The following is an 18,574-nucleotide window of genomic DNA, read 5'->3' on the forward strand; positions in this document are numbered from 1 at the left end:
GCAAATAAAAACACCAACGAAGTAACCGTTGGCGTTGAGCAATGTTTAGGATGCTCCGTTATTAGCGCTAACTCCTGCTTCAGTAGTTGGAGTATTTGATGAAGAATCAGATTGCTCATTTTTCTGAGAATTGTCATCTGATTTTGTATCTTCCTTCTTGCTAGGTGTTTGAACTTCTTCTTTTTGAGTTGTTTCTTGATTATTAGACTGACTTTGTGCAGGTGCATTGGATTCAGCGGGAGCTTCCTTTTGAACTTCCTTGATAATGGTTGTTTGTGGAGTCGTATCTTTATGATCCTTGTTTTTATCTAAAGCATTCATGATAGTGATACTAGCTGTAATCAAACCAAGGATACTGGCTAAAGTTGCAATTGTTTTTTGAAAGACGGTAAAGCCTTTTTTGATATGTTCAGTTTTAGGTTTTGATTTTCTGCGATAGTTAGACATAATTTCTCTCCTTTACCATGATTCATTATACCCAAAATCTTTAAAAAAAACTTAAATGAACCTGAACGGCATTTCTTGTCGCCTGAACTGTTTCGTGTTACAATAGAAGGAGTGATTTTAGAAAGTGTGAGAAACAATGATTTACTTTGATAATTCGGCCACGACCAAGCCTTATCCTGAAGTACTTGAAACTTACATGCAGGTGTCTGCAAAAATTATTGGTAACCCATCTAGCCTTCATCGTTTGGGTGATCAGTCTACCAGAATTTTAGAAGCTTCTCGTCAGCAGATTGCAGATTTAATTGGTAAGAAAAGCGAAGAAATATATTTTACCTCTGGTGGTACTGAAGGAGATAACTGGGTTATCAAAGGTGTCGCTTTTGAAAAAGCTCAGTTTGGTAAACACATCATCGTGTCAGAAATTGAGCATCCAGCGGTTAAGGAGTCTGCTCTTTGGCTTCAGATTCAAGGATTTGAGGTGGATTTTGCACCAGTAGATGAAAAAGGATTTGTAGATGTAGCTGCTTTAGAAAATCTACTTCGTCCTGATACAACGCTAGTCTCTATCATGGCAGTCAACAATGAAATTGGCTCAATCCAACCTATTCAAGCGATCTCAGAACTATTAGCAGATAAACCAACGATTTCCTTCCATGTTGATGCTGTTCAAGCTTTAGCTAAGATTCCGACAGAAAAGTATTTGGCTGACCGAGTGGATTTTGCGACCTTCTCTAGTCATAAATTCCACGGAGTTCGTGGTGTTGGATTTGTCTATATCAAGTCTGGCAAGAAAATCACCCCCCTATTAACTGGTGGTGGCCAAGAGCGTGACTATCGTTCAACTACTGAGAATGTAGCAGGAATTGCAGCGACAGCCAAGGCTCTGCGTCTAGCCATGGAAAAACTGGATTTGTTTACAAGCAAAACAAGTCAGATGAAGGCAGTCATCCGTCAAGCTCTACTCGAATATCCAGATATTTTTGTTTTCTCAGGTGAGGAAGACTTTGCCCCTCATATTCTGACCTTTGGGATTAAGGGTGTTCGTGGTGAAGTCATTGTTCATGCCTTTGAAGACTATGATATTTTCATTTCCACAACCTCTGCTTGTTCGTCCAAGGCTGGAAAACCTGCTGGAACCTTAATTGCTATGGGTGTTGATAAAGATAAGGCCCAGTCAGCAGTTCGTCTCAGTCTAGACCTAGAAAATGATATGAGTCAAGTTGAGCAATTTTTGACTAAACTAAAATTAATCTACAATCAAACTAAAAAAGTAAGATAGGAGTATTCATGCAGTATTCAGAAATTATGATTCGCTATGGAGAGCTTTCAACAAAAGGTAAAAACCGTATGCGTTTCATCAATAAACTTCGTAATAATATTTCAGATGTCTTGTCCATCTATCCTCAAGTCAAAGTTACAGCAGACCGCGACCGTGCCCATATTTATCTTAATGGAGCCGATTATGCAGCAGTAGCTGAATCCCTCAAACAAGTTTTCGGAATTCAAAACTTTTCACCAGTATACAAGGTTGAAAAATCTGTCGAGGTTCTTAAGTCTGCTGTCCAAGATATTATGAAAGATATCTACAAGGAAGGGATGACCTTTAAAATCTCAAGCAAGCGTAGTGACCATAACTTTGAGTTAGACAGTCGTGAGTTGAATCAAACGCTTGGTGGAGCTGTATTTGAAGCCATTCCAAATGTGCAAGCACAAATGAAAAGTCCTGACATTAATCTGCAAGTGGAGATTCGTGAGGAAGCGGCCTACCTTTCTTATGAAACGATTCGTGGTGCGGGTGGTTTGCCAGTTGGAACTTCTGGGAAAGGCATGCTTATGTTGTCAGGGGGAATTGATTCGCCAGTAGCTGGTTACCTAGCCCTGAAACGTGGGGTGGATATCGAGGCTGTTCACTTTGCTAGCCCTCCATACACAAGTCCAGGTGCCCTCAAGAAAGCTCAGGATTTGACCCGTAAATTGACTAAATTTGGTGGCAATATCCAGTTTATCGAAGTACCATTTACTGAGATTCAAGAAGAAATCAAGGCTAAAGCGCCAGAAGCCTATCTGATGACCCTGACTCGTCGCTTTATGATGCGCATTACAGACCGTATCCGTGAGGTACGAAATGGTTTGGTCATCATCAATGGTGAAAGTCTTGGTCAGGTGGCAAGCCAAACCCTTGAAAGTATGCAAGCCATCAATGCTGTCACAAATACGCCAATCATTCGTCCAGTTGTAACTATGGACAAGCTAGAAATCATTGATATTGCTCAGGAAATTGATACCTTTGAAATTTCCATCCAGCCATTTGAAGACTGTTGTACGATTTTTGCACCTGAACGTCCCAAAACAAATCCAAAGATTAAGAATGCGGAGCAGTATGAAACACGTATGGACGTTGAAGGATTAGTTGAGCGAGCAGTAGCAGGAATTATGATTACTGAAATTACCCCTCAAGCTGAGAAGGATGCGGTTGATGAGTTGATTGATGATCTCCTTTAATCAGAAAAACCAGAGGAAATGATAAAATAAGTAAAAAAAGTTAGTTTATTGTCCTAAATTTGGACGGAAACTGACTTTTTTTCTATTTTTATGATATAATTAGGTAAAATTTTGAATATAGAGAGTTTTCTGACAATGAATCAATCCTACTTTTACCTAAAAATGCGAGAGCATAAACTCAAGGTTCCATACACAGGCAAGGAGCGCCGTGTACGTGTTCTCCTCCCGAAAAATTACGAGAAAGACACGGATCGAACTTATCCGGTTGTCTATTTCCATGATGGTCAAAATGTCTTTTACAGTAAAGAATCTTATGTCGGTCATTCATGGAAGATCATTCCTACCATTAAACGGAATCCAGATATCAGCCGTATGATTGTAGTGGCCATAGATAATGATGGTCTAGGACGGATGAATGAGTATGCTGCATGGAAATTCCAAGAGTCTAATATTCCCGGTCAACAGTTTGGTGGAAAGGGAGTCGAGTACGCTGAGTTTGTCATGGAAGTGGTCAAACCCTTTATTGATGAAAACTATCGTACAAAATCAGACCGCAAGCATACTGCTATGGTTGGTTCTTCTCTAGGCGGCAACATTACCCAGTTTATTGGCTTGGAGTATCAGGATCAGATTGGGTGTTTGGGAGTGTTCTCATCAGCCAACTGGCTTCACCAAGAGGCCTTTGATCGCTATATGGAGCGTAAAAAACTATTACCTGATCAACGAGTCTTTATCTATGTTGGGACGGAAGAAGCAGATGACACGGATAAGACCCTCATGGCTGGTAATATTAAGCAGGCCTATATTGACTCTTCTCTTCGCTATTATCATGATTTGATAGCAGGAGGAGTTGAGTTGGAAAATCTCTCACTCAAGGTTCAAGCCGGGGCTATCCACCATGAAATTCCATGGGCAGAAAATCTTCCAGCTTGCTTACGCTTTTTTGCAGAAAATTGGTAAATAGTATAAAGGAGACAGGATATGCATATTGAACATCTAAGCCACTGGAGTGGTCATCTTAACCGTGAAATGTATGTCAATCGATACGGACATGGAGGCATCCCAGTTGTTGTCTTTGCTTCCTCAGGTGGTAGCCACAATGAGTACTATGATTTTGGAATGATTGATGCTTGTGCATCCTTTATTGATGAAGGTAGCGTGCAGTTCTTTACCCTTTCAAGTGTAGATAGTGAGAGCTGGCTTGCGACTTGGAAAAATGGGCATGATCAAGCTGAGATGCACCGTGCCTATGAACGATATGTGATTGAAGAAGCTATTCCTTTTATCAAGCACAAGACAGGCTGGTTTGATGGTATGATGACAACAGGATGCTCTATGGGAGCTTACCATGCACTTAACTTTTTCCTTCAGCATCCAGATGTCTTTACCAAGGTAATTGCCCTCAGTGGTGTCTACGATGCTCGTTTCTTTGTTGGAGATTACTACAACGATGATGCTATCTATCAAAATTCACCAGTAGACTATATCTGGAATCAAAATGATGGTTGGTTTATTGATCGTTACCGTCAGGCTGAGATTGTGATTTGTACTGGACTAGGTGCTTGGGAACAGGATGGCCTTCCTTCTTACTACAAGTTAAAAGAAGCCTTTGACCAAAAACAAATTCCTGCCTGGTTTGCAGAATGGGGGCACGATGTTGCCCATGACTGGGAATGGTGGCGCAAACAAATGCCTTATTTCCTCGGTCATATGAGTCTATAAAAGGAGTTGCTTATGAATTATCTTGTAATTTCACCCTATTACCCACAAAATTTTCAGCAATTTAGTATTGAGCTAGCCAATAAAGGCATCACAGTTCTAGGGATTGGGCAAGAACCCTACGAACAACTAGATGAACCATTGCGCAATAGCTTGACGGAGTATTTCCGAGTTGATAATCTTGAAAATATTGACGAAGTCAAGCGTGCAGTTGCCTTTCTTTTCTACAAACATGGACCCATTGACCGCATCGAATCTCACAATGAATACTGGCTGGAGTTGGATGCCGCTCTTCGTGAACAGTTTAATGTCTTTGGTGCCAAGCCAGAAGACCTTAAGAAGACTAAGTTCAAGTCTGAAATGAAGAAACTCTTCAAAAAAGCGGGAGTTCCCGTGGTGCCAGGTGCTGTTATTGAAACAGAAGCAGATGTTGATAAAGCTGTGAAAGAAATCGGCCTTCCCATGATTGCAAAACCTGATAACGGAGTAGGAGCAGCAGCAACCTTTAAGCTTGAAACAGAAGAGGATATCAATCACTTTAAGGCTGAATGGGACCATTCAACTGTTTATTTCTTTGAAAAATTTGTAACTTCAAGTGAAATCTGTACTTTCGACGGCTTGGTAGATAAAGACGGAAATATTGTCTTCTCGACAACATTTGACTATGCCCATACACCACTAGATCTCATGATTTACAAGATGGACAATTCTTATTATGTTCTTAAAGAGATGGATCCAAAACTTCGCAAGTATGGTGAGGCTATTGTTAAGGAATTTGGTATGAAAGAACGTTTCTTCCATATTGAGTTCTTCCGTGATGGTGATGATTACATTGCCATTGAGTACAATAATCGTCCTGCTGGTGGTTTCACAATTGACGTTTATAACTATGCGCATTCTTTCGATTTGTATAAGGGTTATGCGGCTATCGTTGCGGGTGAACCATTCCCAGAGTCACCATTTGAAACTCAGTATTGTCTTGCAACATCTCGTCGGGCCAACGCTAACTATGTATATTCAGAGGAAGAATTGCTCGCCAAATACGGTCATCAATTCAAGGTCAAAAAAATCATGCCAGCTGCTTTTGCTGAATTGCAAGGAGACTATCTCTATATGCTAACGACACCAAGTCGTGAGGAAATGAATCAGATGATTAAGGACTTTGGTCAGCGTCAAGAATAATCGAAATCAGGACTTAACAAACTCTCTTTGTTAAGTCTTTTTTTAAAGCCCTAAATAAAAGCGTTTTCCATAGGATTCTTTTAGAAAATCTGTTGCTAAAAGCCTTAAAAATTGATAGAATAGGGATTGTCAAAAAAATATTAAGGAGAATCTATCAATGGATTTCACATGGGCAGTCAAATATGCCACTGAATTTTTGGGAACAGCAATCTTGATTATCTTGGGTAATGGTGCAGTTGCCAACGTTGAACTTAAAGGTACGAAAGGTCACCAAAGTGGCTGGCTCGTTATCGCTGTTGGTTACGGTATGGGGGTTATGATCCCTGCCTTGATGTTTGGTAACGTTTCTGGTAACCACATCAACCCAGCCTTCACACTTGGTCTTGCTGTTAGCGGACTTTTCCCTTGGTCACAAGTAGCTCAATACATCATCGCTCAAGTTTTGGGAGCAATCTTTGGACAATCCTTGGTTGTTGCAGCTCACCGTCCATACTACTTGAAGACAGAAAACCCAAACAACATCTTGGGAACTTTCTCAACAATTTCAAGTATCGACCACGGAACAAAAGAATCACGCTTTGCAGCTTCAGTTAACGGTTTTATCAACGAGTTCGTTGGTTCATTCGTACTTTTCTTTGCAGCACTTGGTATGACAAAGAACTTCTTTGGTGCTGAATTGCTTTCTAAAGCTCAAGGAATGATTAATGATCAAGTTGCACAAGCGACTGCTCAAGGTCAAACAATTCCTCAAGAACAAGTTACTGCAGCTCTTGAACAAGCAAAAACTCAAGTAGCTCCGTTCTTGTCACCAGGTCTTGCTGTTGCACACTTGGCTCTTGGTTTCCTTGTAATGGCCTTGGTTACTTCACTAGGTGGACCAACAGGGCCAGGTTTGAACCCAGCTCGTGACTTTGGACCACGTCTTCTTCACGCAGTACTTCCAAAATCAATCCTTGGCGAACACAAGGGTGATTCAAAATGGTGGTATGCTTGGGTACCAGTAGTTGCACCGATTGCAGCTGGTATTGCCGCAGTAGCACTCTTCAAATTACTTTACATGTAATCATTAAAAAACTGGGAATTCCCAGTTTTTTCTTTTTTGTACAGTTGTGTCTTTTAGAATTAAAGGGTGAAATCGTCAGACTTTTTTCATTTTAAATCAAAAGATGTAAATATGGCAAAAATATGGTAAAATAGAGTATTAAGTAAACGTTAAAAAGGAATATTATGCGTAAAGAAATTGCACCTGAATTATATAATTACAATAAATTCCCTGGTCCTGAATTTCATCTATCTGGTGATAAAGTCGAAGCTGAAGGGTTTACCTTTACTTTGGTTGAAAATAGCAAGGATGCTTTTGATGCAACGGCATTTACTCAACGCTTTTCGGAAGTTTTAAACAAGTATGATTATATTGTAGGAGACTGGAGCAATGAGCAGCTACGCTTACGTGGTTTCTACAAAAATGAGAGAGCTGAAGAGTCTCTCGAGAAAATCAGTCGTTTACAAGATTACCTACTCGAGTATTGTAGCTATGGATGTGCCTACTTTGTCTTAGAAAATGAGACTCCTAAACGAGCACCATTTGACCAAAAAATGCGCAAGAAAGAAGAAGAGAAAGACAACCGTAAAGGGAAAAAGTCTTCTCAAAATAAGAAAAGAAATCATACGGACAAGAGAAATAGACGTCGCCGTAAAGAACAGAAACCTCAGAATGAAGAAAAGGGACAACGTCATTTCGTCATCCGTAAGAAAGACTAGAAAATAAGGAGAAAAGATGAAACCGTCGATTTATAGTTTAACTCGTCAAGGAATGCAAGAATGGGTCTTAGAGCAAGGAGAAAAGAAATTCCGAGCGGATCAAATCTGGGAATGGCTTTACCGTAAACGTGTTCAGACATTTGAAGAAATGACTAACTTGTCTAAGGATTTGATTGCCAAACTCAACGAGCAGTTTGTAGTCAATCCCTTGAAACAACGTATCGTTCAAGAGTCAGCCGATGGTACTGTGAAGTATCTCTTTGAGTTGCCAGATGGTATGTTGATTGAGACAGTGCTGATGCGTCAGCACTACGGTTTATCAGTCTGTGTAACAACTCAGGTAGGATGTAATATCGGTTGTACCTTCTGTGCATCAGGTTTGATCAAGAAGCAACGTGACCTCAATAACGGAGAAATTGTAGCTCAAATTATGCTTGTTCAAAAGTATTTTGACGAACGTGGTCAAGATGAACGTGTTAGCCATATCGTTGTTATGGGTATTGGAGAACCATTTGATAACTACAATAACGTTTTGAACTTTATCCGTACCATCAATGACGATAAGGGAATGGCAATCGGTGCTCGTCATATCACCGTATCAACCTCTGGCTTGGCTCATAAGATTCGTGAGTTTGCCAATGAAGGAGTACAGGTTAACCTTGCTGTTTCTCTTCATGCTCCAAACAATGAACTGCGTTCAAGCATTATGAAGATTAACCGTGCCTTTCCAATTGAAAAACTCTTTGCAGCGATTGAGTATTACATCGAAACAACCAACCGCCGTGTAACTTTTGAGTATATCATGCTAAATGAAGTCAATGACGGAGTCGAACAAGCACTTGAGTTGGCAGAATTGCTCAAGAACATTAAGAAATTGTCATATGTCAACTTGATTCCTTACAACCCTGTTAGTGAGCATGACCAATATAGTCGTAGTCCGAAAGAGCGTGTCATGGCCTTCTATGATACGCTCAAGAAAAAAGGCGTCAACTGTGTTGTTCGTCAAGAACACGGTACAGATATCGATGCCGCATGCGGACAATTGCGTTCAAATACCATGAAACGTGATCGCCAAAAAGCAGTAGCTGAAGTAAATCCATAAGATGAATCGAAAAAAATTACTAAGCCTGGGAATCGTGTTATACAGTCTTTGTATCGTCTGTTTTTGTTTTACTCCCCAGCCTCAATTTCCTACAGGAGTGGAAACTCCAGGTATTCAAACTATTGGACGCCTGGTTTTTCTTTTGACGCCTTTTAACTCCCTTTGGAATCTGGGAGAAGTAACTAGCCCTTTACAGCTGTTTTGGATCTTTTTACAAAACGCCTTAAATGTCCTCCTGCTCTTCCCATTAGTTTTCCAGCTTCTCTATCTTATACCTGCACTAAGAAAAACGAAGAGAGTGATTTTGTTAAGCCTTTTATTGAGCTTAAGCATCGAGTGCACACAGCTAGTTTTAGACTTTTTCTTTGATTTTAATCGGGTCTTTGAGATTGATGATTTATGGACCAATACTTTAGGTGGCTACTTAGCCTGGGTCCTTTATAAACTACTACATAAAAACAAGATAAGGAATTAAAATGAGTATCTTAGAAGTAAAAAATTTAAGTCACGGTTTTGGTGACCGTGCGATTTTTGAAGACGTATCCTTCCGTCTCCTCAAGGGTGAACACATCGGACTAGTTGGTGCTAACGGTGAAGGGAAATCAACCTTCATGAGCATCGTGACTGGTAAGTTGGTACCTGATGAAGGCAAGGTGGAATGGTCCAAATATGTGACAGCAGGTTATCTGGACCAGCATGCAGTTCTCAAAGAAGGTCAAACCGTGCGTGACGTTCTTCGCACTGCCTTTGACGAATTATTCAAAGCTGAAGCACGTATCAATGATCTTTATATGGAAATGGCAGAAGAAGGCGCTGATATTGATGCCCTAATGGAAGAAGTTGGCGAACTTCAGGACCGTTTGGAAAGTCGTGACTTCTATACCTTGGATGCTAAGATTGACGAAGTCGCGCGTGCTCTTGGTGTCATGGATTATGGTATGGATACGGACGTAACAGCCTTATCTGGTGGACAAAGAACCAAGGTACTCTTAGCTAAACTCCTCCTTGAAAAGCCAGATATCCTACTTCTTGATGAGCCAACCAACTATTTGGATGTGGAGCATATTGACTGGCTCAAGCGTTATCTTCAAAACTATGAGAATGCCTTTGTTCTTATCTCTCACGATATTCCATTCCTCAATGATGTGATCAATATCGTCTATCATGTAGAAAACCAACAGTTGACACGCTACTCTGGCGATTACTACCAGTTCCAAGAAGTCTATGCCATGAAGAAATCGCAGCTGGAAGCAGCCTATGAGCGTCAACAGAAAGAAATTGCTGATCTCAAGGATTTCGTAGCCCGTAATAAGGCGCGTGTTGCTACCCGTAATATGGCCATGTCTCGCCAGAAGAAATTGGATAAGATGGACATTATCGAGCTTCAAAGTGAGAAACCAAAGCCGTCCTTTGATTTTAAACCAGCTCGTACACCTGGACGCTTTATCTTCCAAGCCAAAGACTTACAGATTGGTTACGACCGCCCACTTACAAAACCATTGAATCTTACCTTTGAGCGCAATCAAAAGGTTGCCATCATCGGTGCCAATGGTATCGGTAAAACAACTCTATTGAAGAGTCTTTTGGGCATTATTCCACCCATTGCTGGTGAAGTTGAACGCGGTGATTACCTAGAACTCGGCTACTTTGAGCAAGAAGTGGAAGGTGGCAATCGTCAGACACCTTTAGAAGCAGTTTGGAATGCCTTTCCGGCCCTCAACCAAGCAGAAGTCCGTGCAGCCCTTGCTCGCTGTGGCTTGACGACTAAGCACATCGAAAGCCAAATTCAAGTCTTATCAGGTGGGGAACAAGCCAAGGTTCGTTTCTGTCTCTTGATGAATCGTGAGAACAATGTCCTTGTTCTAGACGAGCCTACCAACCACTTGGATGTGGATGCCAAGGACGAGCTTAAACGAGCTCTAAAAGAGTATAAGGGCTCTATCCTTATGGTCTGCCACGAACCAGACTTCTATGAAGGTTGGATGGATCAAATCTGGGATTTCAATGAACTAACATAAATAGCCATAAAAAAGCCAAGTCTATATGACTTGGCTTTTTTTACGAGGGTTACAAATAATAGAAGTCGTGCTGCTATCAACTTGTTTTAGTATCAAAAATAACTAATTTGTTTGATTTTCCACGATTTCATCCTCTTCAAAGTGTCCCACACCATCTTCAACAACAAATGGGCAAGTAACTTTTTTTTTTATTCCATTTTCATCATAAGAACAACTGATGTTATAGATTCCATCGGAAAATGAATTTTTTGGTAAAGATAAGATTTTTTCCTTAAAGGCATCTAAAGGACTACCATTTTCTGCCTTGATTTTCGTAAGGTCACAATCAAAATCGAGAGTGATACCCTTGTTTTTCATGAGATCTTTTGTTGTAATATTATAAAAACCAGCTGCGTCAGAATCCCCTTTTTCTCGATTGCTGATAGCCTGTGCAATAATTGCAATATAGTAGTTTTCTATTGGATATTTTCCAAATTTAAAACTAGAAGCTATTGGTGTCGCAAAGAGTTTATTTATTTTGTCAGCAGTAGCATTTTTGATACTATCTTCTTCTTGTTGTAGATTCGGCCTTTCTCTATATACATCCAGTAAGAAACTGAACTCATCTTGTTTGACAGTAGTAAATAGTGCCTTTTCTTTGTCGTTAAGAAGTGTTTCAAGATCTGTTCCTGAAAGAAGAAAGAAATTTGATAAATGTTCTCCATTCATTTTATGAATTTTTGCGTCAGTATATTTTTTTAAAATAGTTCCATCCGATAAATTTTCGGTGTATCTTAACTCATATATTGTTCCATTAAACATTTCAATCTCTCTATGTTGGTCAATTACCTCAACTTTACCCTTAAGCCCAAGTGATTGAAATTCTTCAGCGAAAGAAGGAGTGGTGGATTTAATGGATGGCGAATAGGAAGAAGTTGTGAGCAGTGCTATGCTAGTAAGAAAAATTACCGTAGCCCCAAAGATAAAACCAAGTATAGCTAAAATATCTTTTCCCTGACCTAGCTTTATTATCTGATAAATACCGATAAGGAGAACGATAGAGTACACAATACTAGCGCTAACTAGTAGTGGATAATTATCAATGTAATTAAGTGGAGCCCCCTTAAAACCTACTATTTGCAGGAAAGCTCCAATTGTAGCTAATACTAACTGTATAGTAGAAGTCTTTTGAATCAAGTCATTGTCTTTGAAGGCAGATTTTAATTTTGAGATGTCTCGAAATATAAAAATATTTCCAACTACAATTGCCACATATGATAAGAAAAATACTGGCCACAAGATTATTAAAGCAAGTCCTGCAGAGTCATAAACAATCGAATATACAACATTAAAGACTAAATATGTTGGCAATAGTAAACCAAGCCGGAATAGGTTGATTTTATAGGGTTTCATAGGAAAATCTCCTCGTTACTATTGACTAAATTATATCATATTTGAAACAAAAAAGAGAGCGTTTACATAAAAGTGTAAATAAAAAAGATAGAGAATGACCTATCTTTTTAGTAGTTGAGATATTGTTCAATCTCAGATTTTTGGATTTCTTTGCCATAATGACAAATCGGGCAAGAAACGAAATAAGTTTTACCGTAAGGAAAGAGTGGGATCCAGTAAAGGGTAAACTTACGTCCAGTTTCTGTAATTTCCCAATTACCGACATTGTTACAGTGTCCACACTCAAGAGTAGTTTGAGTATGTCCGAGCACTTTTTGGTAACCTTTTGAACCCCAAAGTAAAAGCATTTTAAAATCTCCTTAAAGCAATCTTTTATTGTTTACTGAAATCGTAGTCTTTAACAATTTCGATACTATCGATAGTGATAGCAGTAGTTGGTTTGTCCTTTGTATCTTTTTCTGCTTTGGCAATCTGATCTACTACGTCCATCCCATCAATTACCTGACCAAAGACGGGGTGTTTCCCATCGAGAGTAGGATTTCCACCTTCTTTGTAGGCTTCGATAATTTTCTTAGGATAGCTACTTGTAGGAAGTTTAGCAGAATAATCTGTTGTACTTTGGTTAATAAAGAATTGGCTACCATTTGAGTTTGGTTGACCAGTATTAGCCATAGATAGGGAACCACGGATATTATAGAGGTATGGAGAAATTTCGTTTTTGAAACCTGTTCCCTTGTCCTTGGTTTTATCCTTATCATGCCAGATAGATTCACCACCTGTTCCATCTCCCTTAGGATCCCCAGTTTGAACCATAAATCCATCGATTACACGGTGGAAAGTCACACCATTGTAGTAACCTTCTTTAGCATGAGTAAGGAAGTTTTCAACTGCAAGTGGTGCTAACTTTGGAAAGAGTTTGATACGAATATTACCCAAACTTGTGTGAAGGATAGCTTCAGCTTCGTCTTCAGCTACTTCCTTAGAAAGTTGAGGGAAGTTAGCATTTTCATTTGTTAAGGCGTCTTTCAAATCTTTTTCTGCTTGAGTAGCGGCTTTAGAACTTTCTTCAGCAGCAATTTTAGAATCTACGTAATCATCACCACGAAGTGCACGTTGGATGCTTGTACATCCACCAAGAGCAAAAGTTGAAATGAGTAGTAGTGTAGCTAATTTTTTCATATTAGTCCTTTCAAAAATCATTTTTACCATTGTACCCTAAAAGGAAGTGGATTTCAAATATTCAATTAAGAATATTTATCTAACACATGCAACTTTATAGCTTTACTTACACCATTTTGTTCATTAGAGTCAGTAACTGCTTTTGCACAAGTTTTGACATCTCTAGGAGCATTCCCCATTGCTATACCTAGCCCTGCGGTTTCAATCATGGGAATATCATTATAATTATCTCCAATGGTCATAATTTCATTAAGTGATAGTTGATAATACTTGGCTAATTCTAACAGAGCTTGTTTTTTGGATACTTGATTATGTGTGACTTCAAGATAGTTATCTTTAGAGAGATAGAAGTCGGTTTGAGGGAAATCTATTGAGGATAAGTTTTTTTGAAGTTTCTGTATGGTATCCGTATTATCTATCAGCAAAAGTTTATGAACAAGAGTTTTCTCGTCTCTTATAAAATCTGCTAAAGATGTAACTTTTGGACTTTCTCCAGTAATAGTTGCTTCGATTTCTACCCATTCATCAATAGTATTCACAAGCCAATCTTTTCCAGAATAAACATTTATAGAAACTGTCGGGAATTCTTTTTTCAAAAAGTCATGAAGTAAGAGCAATTCGCTTTTATCAATAGAATGCTGACTTAGGATTTTATCTCCTAAACTGATGAGTGCTCCATTATAGCAGGCAATAGGAAAGTCGGTGATGCCAAGTTCTTTAGAAATTGGCGCTATACCGAGAGGAGACCTAGCAGAAGCTAAAACAAAAGGAATATCACGTTGTTTTAAAAGCGGCATCAGTTCTATCAAATAAGAATCTAATTGGTGATTTTTATCCAAAATAGTGCCGTCAATATCACTCATAATTAATTTAATTCTTGACATATTTTGCTCCTTTTTAAAATAGTATTGTTGTTCTACCATCTAAAGATTCTTGTATTTCTACATCAGGCTCTTTATCTGTAATCCAGTAATCAAAATCAGCTAGTTCAGAAAGTATAAAATGAGAGTGTTTGTTTATCTTTCCTGTTTCAGCTAGCAAAACACGAATAGCACTTGTTTTAAATGCTCTTTTTTTCATGAGAACATCTTCTTGATCCTCAAAGCTAACTTGTCCGTCTGAAAGACTAGCAGCACCAAAAAATGCTACATCAAATCTAATTCCCTTTAAAGTGTTGGATTCTTCTAATGAATAATAAAAACGATTCTGTCTATGAAATTTTCCACCGAGAATATGAAAATCGACATTTTCATTATTTCCTAAGATAATTGCGTTATCTAATGAATGACTGAAAATAGTAACTTTTTTATCTATAATTTTTGCTAACTCAAGTATAGTGGTTGAAACATCAAAGAATATCAGTTGTGAATCGGAAATGAGTTCATTGGCTAAGTGAGCGATTTTTTCTTTTTCTTTATTAGATTTAGCTGCTCGTCCTTGAAAATCAAGAATGATTTGTTTTTTTATTGGCAACAAACCTCCGTGAGTTCGTTGCGCTCGCTTTTCCTTTGCAAGAATGGAAAAATCTCTCCGGATAGTATCCTTGGATACTTGGAAATAGTCAACCATTTCTCTTGCCGATAGACTTCCTCTATCTTCTAAAAGTTTTATGATTTCTTCTAATCGTTGTTCTTGGTACATAGGAATTCCTCCTTTTTTTAATACTATACTCTTTTTATAAGTATTTGTCAATAATTGTAATGATTTGTAAGTGTTTTAAAAAATTACAAAAAAATCAACCAGTATTGGTTGATTAAAGATTCTTTTTAGGATGGCGGTCAATGATTGCCTGATGGTCTTTGAGCGCTTGTTCCCCTTTAGGGGTCAGTTTATAGCCACGGATGGAGAAACACTGGGATAATTCTTCTTCTGAAAAATGGTCATGAAGTGCTTGATTCAATTCGGTGGCCTTCATCTTGGAGAGTCCAGTAACACCCTTCTTTTTAAGGATACTCTTTTTCATAGTAGCATTTAGATGGTAAAGCGAGTCAAAGGCGGTTTTGATAATAGCATATCCTTTTTCAACAAGCGTATCTAAATGTTTTGGGATATCAATGCCATAAGAATTACTATATTTTAAAAGAGCACATTTTCAAAGGATTTTTTCTTTTGGCTTCAATTCCTAATTAAGCAATGAACTTAATGATAGGTCTCGAAAAGAATTATGCTTCCTCTTTCTGTCTGAGTTCAAAGAGGTCTTCTACTTTCAGATTAAAAACTTGAGCAATTTTAAGAGCCATTTCCAGCGAAGGATTGTAACGGTTATTTTCCAAGTGAAGAATTGTCTCACGTCGCATGCCGATGAGATCGGCTAACTCCTGCTGGGTCATGCCTGTGGACTCACGAACAGATTTGAGATTAGTAATAATATTGCTTTCTTTGGCCATGCTTATCCTCTCCGTTCCAAGATAAGATAGACAACCGCAAAGATGCAAATCAAGGCAGCTATGCTAAAAAATATCTGTCCCATGTAAAGAGTGAGAGACCCTATATACCCAATGATAACTGCTAGGATCATCAGTGCGCCTAGTATAAAAACAAACATCAAGCTAGCTGCCTTGGCTAAATTAGCATAAAAGCGTTCGTCCGGAGTTTCCTTGACATTTTTCAAACAGAAAAAAGCAAATAAAATCACTTCAATAACGAGGCCAATTCCCAAAATCCATTCTTTAATACCAGAACTTAAGCTTGGGGTCGCAACCCAAATTCCTAATGTATAAAAAATACTTGCTGCAAACAAAAGTATCGTGTAAAGCTTAGCAGACAAGTCAAAAATAATCTTCCCCTTTTCTTTCTGACTCTTATGAGGCCGTGGTTTCATATGTAGCCAGCTCCAAATAGCTATAATTTGACCTGACACTGAAATACCAGTAATAACTAACTTGGGTCCCCAACTAAGATTAGAACCAAATAAAACAGTAAAATCAATAAAGAGAGCTACGGCAATCATTGCAATGAGGCCACGCATTTTTTGACTTTTTTTCATGATAGACTCCTTTTTTGTGTTATAAATATATAACATTTAAATGTTATGTTATAAATATATCACACTTAAATTTGGAAAGCAAGAATTTATGTGTCAATGTGGCAATTATTTGAAAAAATTATTTAATAAAAGCCTTTGCTAGTTAAACAACTAAAGAATTCTTTGAAGCAATGTTTGGATAGTTTCGTTAATAGTATTTGTTGATAAAGAATTTTTGGAAAATCTAGATACTGTATGAATCTCTGCTTTTTTTCTTAGACTGTTATAAAGTCTGTCAGAATAAGGTTTGTAGGTGTAGAAGTTAATTTTTTCTTTCTAATTTATCCCTATTAGTCTAAAAAATTTAAAAATTTTAAACTCTGTCAAGTTTTTTTCTTGACACCTCTCAGAAATCTGCTATAATAGAACATGTGCTAAATAGCTTAGCTATTTCACCGAACTAAAAAATAAAAGAAAAGAGATATTAAAAATGGCAGTTAAAATCCGTTTGACTCGTATGGGTTCTAAGAAAAAACCTTTCTACCGTATTAACGTAGCAGATTCACGTTCACCACGTGACGGACGTTTCATCGAAACAGTTGGAACTTACAACCCACTTGTTGAAGAAAACCAAGTAACTTTGAAAGAAGACCGTATTCTTGCATGGTTGGCTGATGGAGCTCAACCTTCAGATACAGTTCGCAACATCCTTTCAAAAGAAGGCGTATTGAAGAAATTCCACGATTCTAAATTCTCAAAATAAGTTTAAAGTAGGTTGACAGATGGATACAATTGAAAATCTCATTATTGCAATTGTGAAACCTTTGATTTCACAACCAGATGCCTTAACTATCAAGATTGAAGATACACCAGAATTTTTGGAGTATCATTTGGATCTTGACCAAAGCGATGTGGGTCGTGTAATCGGTCGTAAGGGTCGCACTATTTCTGCGATAAGAACGATTGTCTACTCTGTCCCAACTGAAGACAAAAAAGTAAGAATCGTTATTGACGAAAAATAAGAAAAGCGGGACATGGTCTCGCTTTTTTTGCAAGGAGAAGGAATGAGAGATTTAACAGTTAGACAACTAGAGGAATACTTACTTGACCATTATCAACAATCTAGGACAGAAGAAGGACTCTTTATAAAACTAGTTGAAGAAGTTGGAGAAGTCGCTGAGGTTTTAAATGGACGTTCCGGTAGAAAAGAGGGTGTCCAAGATTCAAACGAGGAATTGGCAAAGGAGTTGGCAGATATCATTCACTATACAGTGGCAATTGCAGCTATCAACGATATTGACCTAACGAAGACCATTTTTGAAAAAGACAAAAAGGCATCCATCAAGTATCAGCATGTACAAGATTTGGAAAGCTTTTTAGATAAAAACCTTCCATAGTTCTCCTTTTCTCCAACTTGTGAAAATCCCTGTAACATGATAAAATAAAGGGTAAGGGTATATAATAAATCATTGTATAGAATGAGTGGTTTCTTTATGAAGAGGTTTGAAGTATCTACAGAAATTGGTAGTCTCTCTGTTACTTATCAAAAGCAAAAGAAAGTGCTAGTTTGTTTAAGTGGCGCAGGTTTGCTACCTAGTTATGAAAATTTTTCACTTATACTTGAAAAACTTCCTCCCACAATTGGTTATTTGACAATTGATTTTCCAAACACAGGTAGGAGTCTGATTTATAACCAAGCTGGAAAAAATCTAGATAATCTTACAGATGCGGTTTATGAAGTACTTGAAGAGTTGGAGATTTCTGAATATATACTTTGTGTACATAGTTTGAGTGGAATTGTAGCTTGCAAATTACTCAACAAACCAATTAAGTGTCGGGCCTTAGTAGCGATTGAACCAACAACTAAAAAAGTAATGTTTGCTGATTTTTCAGAAAATCCTTATCCAGAAATGGAAGAGCAGATGAGACTGATTGAAGAATTCGGTCCTGAACTTTATTTTAAGAACTTAATTCAAGCCACATTTAGCCCTGAAACTAACAAAGAAATTTGGAAATTAATGCAAGAAAAAGGCTCAGAGTTGGAACATCAAGATCCAGAGTTTCAGGTATCTGTTGAGATCACCGAGGAAGATTTTGAGGATATGTCAATAGCAGATCGTATCCCTGTATTTATTTTTTGTCAGGCTTATAGAGAAAAAGAGTACAGAGAATCAGAATATTGGACTTCCAGTACCAAACTCATTTTAGGAGGGAATCACCATTATTTACAGTGGTCTGAATCAGAGAAAATTGTAGATATTATTAAAAAATTGTAAGAAGAAAATGGAGATAAGGAAATTACAGGAG

Annotated in this window: 23 protein-coding genes; 14 read left to right on the forward strand and 9 right to left on the reverse strand. The window is 38.1% G+C overall.

The window, feature by feature from the left end; translation table 11 throughout:
• Nucleotides 1-45: 45 nt before the first annotated feature.
• Nucleotides 46-447 (reverse strand): DUF6556 family protein, encoded by a 402-nt coding sequence (locus ACVAMZ_RS03190; RefSeq protein ID WP_006153423.1) that lies wholly within the window; start codon nucleotides 445-447, stop codon nucleotides 46-48.
• A 136-nt stretch (nucleotides 448-583) separates the two neighbouring features.
• Here ACVAMZ_RS03190 and ACVAMZ_RS03195 point away from each other — a divergent pair, with 136 nt between their 5' ends.
• The 10 genes from ACVAMZ_RS03195 (at nucleotide 584) to ACVAMZ_RS03240 (ending at nucleotide 10,731) form a co-directional block, all read left to right on the forward strand.
• The gene (locus ACVAMZ_RS03195; RefSeq protein ID WP_461685020.1) at nucleotides 584-1,726 is read left to right on the forward strand and encodes a cysteine desulfurase family protein; all 1,143 of its coding nucleotides are present in this window, start codon (nucleotides 584-586) and stop codon (nucleotides 1,724-1,726) included.
• Between the two features lie 8 nt (nucleotides 1,727-1,734).
• On the forward strand, nucleotides 1,735-2,949 hold the full coding sequence (gene thiI / locus ACVAMZ_RS03200; RefSeq protein ID WP_461685021.1) for a tRNA uracil 4-sulfurtransferase ThiI: 1,215 nt from the start codon (nucleotides 1,735-1,737) through the stop codon (nucleotides 2,947-2,949).
• 135 nt (nucleotides 2,950-3,084) lie between these two features.
• Complete coding sequence (locus tag ACVAMZ_RS03205) at nucleotides 3,085-3,909, forward strand: alpha/beta hydrolase (RefSeq protein WP_178894803.1); 825 nt, start codon at nucleotides 3,085-3,087, stop codon at nucleotides 3,907-3,909.
• 21 nt (nucleotides 3,910-3,930) lie between these two features.
• Nucleotides 3,931-4,671 carry an esterase family protein gene (locus ACVAMZ_RS03210; RefSeq protein WP_195184241.1) on the forward strand — a complete coding sequence of 247 codons (741 nt, stop codon included), beginning with the start codon at nucleotides 3,931-3,933 and terminating at the stop codon, nucleotides 4,669-4,671.
• Between the two features lie 12 nt (nucleotides 4,672-4,683).
• Complete coding sequence (locus ACVAMZ_RS03215; RefSeq protein WP_461685022.1) at nucleotides 4,684-5,850, forward strand: ATP-grasp domain-containing protein; 1,167 nt, start codon at nucleotides 4,684-4,686, stop codon at nucleotides 5,848-5,850.
• Between the two features lie 157 nt (nucleotides 5,851-6,007).
• A complete protein-coding gene (gene gla, locus ACVAMZ_RS03220; protein WP_461685023.1) occupies nucleotides 6,008-6,913 on the forward strand; it encodes an aquaglyceroporin Gla in 906 nt (301 codons plus the stop codon).
• Nucleotides 6,914-7,077: 164 nt separating this feature from the next.
• A complete protein-coding gene (locus ACVAMZ_RS03225; protein WP_414293681.1) occupies nucleotides 7,078-7,611 on the forward strand; it encodes a YutD family protein in 534 nt (177 codons plus the stop codon).
• Between the two features lie 16 nt (nucleotides 7,612-7,627).
• Entirely contained in the window at nucleotides 7,628-8,713 is a 1,086-nt protein-coding gene (gene rlmN / locus ACVAMZ_RS03230) for a dual-specificity RNA methyltransferase RlmN (protein WP_004253810.1), read from the forward strand.
• 1 nt (nucleotide 8,714) lies between these two features.
• Entirely contained in the window at nucleotides 8,715-9,188 is a 474-nt protein-coding gene (locus ACVAMZ_RS03235; protein ID WP_049494596.1) for a VanZ family protein, read from the forward strand.
• A 1-nt stretch (nucleotide 9,189) separates the two neighbouring features.
• Nucleotides 9,190-10,731, forward strand: coding sequence for an ABC-F family ATP-binding cassette domain-containing protein (locus tag ACVAMZ_RS03240; protein ID WP_049494597.1), 1,542 nt, complete (start codon nucleotides 9,190-9,192; stop codon nucleotides 10,729-10,731).
• Nucleotides 10,732-10,833: 102 nt separating this feature from the next.
• On the opposite strand, the gene ACVAMZ_RS03245 is transcribed toward ACVAMZ_RS03240, so the two are convergent.
• The 8 genes from ACVAMZ_RS03245 to ACVAMZ_RS03280 form a co-directional block, all read right to left on the reverse strand.
• Nucleotides 10,834-12,123, reverse strand: a complete 1,290-nt coding sequence (locus ACVAMZ_RS03245) for a hypothetical protein (protein ID WP_461685024.1) — start codon at nucleotides 12,121-12,123, stop codon at nucleotides 10,834-10,836.
• Between the two features lie 107 nt (nucleotides 12,124-12,230).
• On the reverse strand, nucleotides 12,231-12,470 hold the full coding sequence (locus ACVAMZ_RS03250; protein WP_414293675.1) for a zinc-ribbon domain-containing protein: 240 nt from the start codon (nucleotides 12,468-12,470) through the stop codon (nucleotides 12,231-12,233).
• A 25-nt stretch (nucleotides 12,471-12,495) separates the two neighbouring features.
• Entirely contained in the window at nucleotides 12,496-13,302 is an 807-nt protein-coding gene (locus ACVAMZ_RS03255) for a peptidylprolyl isomerase (protein ID WP_461685025.1), read from the reverse strand.
• 65 nt (nucleotides 13,303-13,367) lie between these two features.
• Nucleotides 13,368-14,186 (reverse strand): HAD family hydrolase, encoded by an 819-nt coding sequence (locus tag ACVAMZ_RS03260; protein WP_414272454.1) that lies wholly within the window; start codon nucleotides 14,184-14,186, stop codon nucleotides 13,368-13,370.
• 13 nt (nucleotides 14,187-14,199) lie between these two features.
• A complete protein-coding gene (locus ACVAMZ_RS03265) occupies nucleotides 14,200-14,943 on the reverse strand; it encodes a DeoR/GlpR family DNA-binding transcription regulator (protein WP_461685026.1) in 744 nt (247 codons plus the stop codon).
• A 112-nt stretch (nucleotides 14,944-15,055) separates the two neighbouring features.
• Nucleotides 15,056-15,265: a hypothetical protein gene (locus ACVAMZ_RS03270; protein ID WP_461685027.1), complete on the reverse strand. Its 210-nt coding sequence runs from the start codon at nucleotides 15,263-15,265 to the stop codon at nucleotides 15,056-15,058.
• A gap of 199 nt (nucleotides 15,266-15,464) precedes the next feature.
• Complete coding sequence (locus tag ACVAMZ_RS03275; RefSeq protein ID WP_042769224.1) at nucleotides 15,465-15,689, reverse strand: helix-turn-helix transcriptional regulator; 225 nt, start codon at nucleotides 15,687-15,689, stop codon at nucleotides 15,465-15,467.
• Nucleotides 15,690-15,691: 2 nt separating this feature from the next.
• The gene (locus ACVAMZ_RS03280) at nucleotides 15,692-16,288 is read right to left on the reverse strand and encodes a hypothetical protein (protein WP_461685028.1); all 597 of its coding nucleotides are present in this window, start codon (nucleotides 16,286-16,288) and stop codon (nucleotides 15,692-15,694) included.
• A gap of 469 nt (nucleotides 16,289-16,757) precedes the next feature.
• On the opposite strand from ACVAMZ_RS03280, the gene rpsP reads away from it, so the two are divergent.
• From rpsP to ACVAMZ_RS03300, 4 genes are all read left to right on the forward strand, one after another.
• Entirely contained in the window at nucleotides 16,758-17,030 is a 273-nt protein-coding gene (gene rpsP / locus ACVAMZ_RS03285; protein WP_004253064.1) for a 30S ribosomal protein S16, read from the forward strand.
• A gap of 19 nt (nucleotides 17,031-17,049) precedes the next feature.
• Nucleotides 17,050-17,289, forward strand: a complete 240-nt coding sequence (kphA, locus tag ACVAMZ_RS03290) for an RNA-binding protein KphA (protein WP_000379617.1) — start codon at nucleotides 17,050-17,052, stop codon at nucleotides 17,287-17,289.
• 42 nt (nucleotides 17,290-17,331) lie between these two features.
• Nucleotides 17,332-17,664, forward strand: coding sequence for a MazG nucleotide pyrophosphohydrolase domain-containing protein (locus tag ACVAMZ_RS03295; protein ID WP_049494604.1), 333 nt, complete (start codon nucleotides 17,332-17,334; stop codon nucleotides 17,662-17,664).
• Between the two features lie 96 nt (nucleotides 17,665-17,760).
• Complete coding sequence (locus tag ACVAMZ_RS03300) at nucleotides 17,761-18,543, forward strand: alpha/beta fold hydrolase (protein WP_247921944.1); 783 nt, start codon at nucleotides 17,761-17,763, stop codon at nucleotides 18,541-18,543.
• Nucleotides 18,544-18,574: the final 31 nt, after the last annotated feature.

Source organism: Streptococcus sp. KHUD_017, assembly GCF_054861245.1.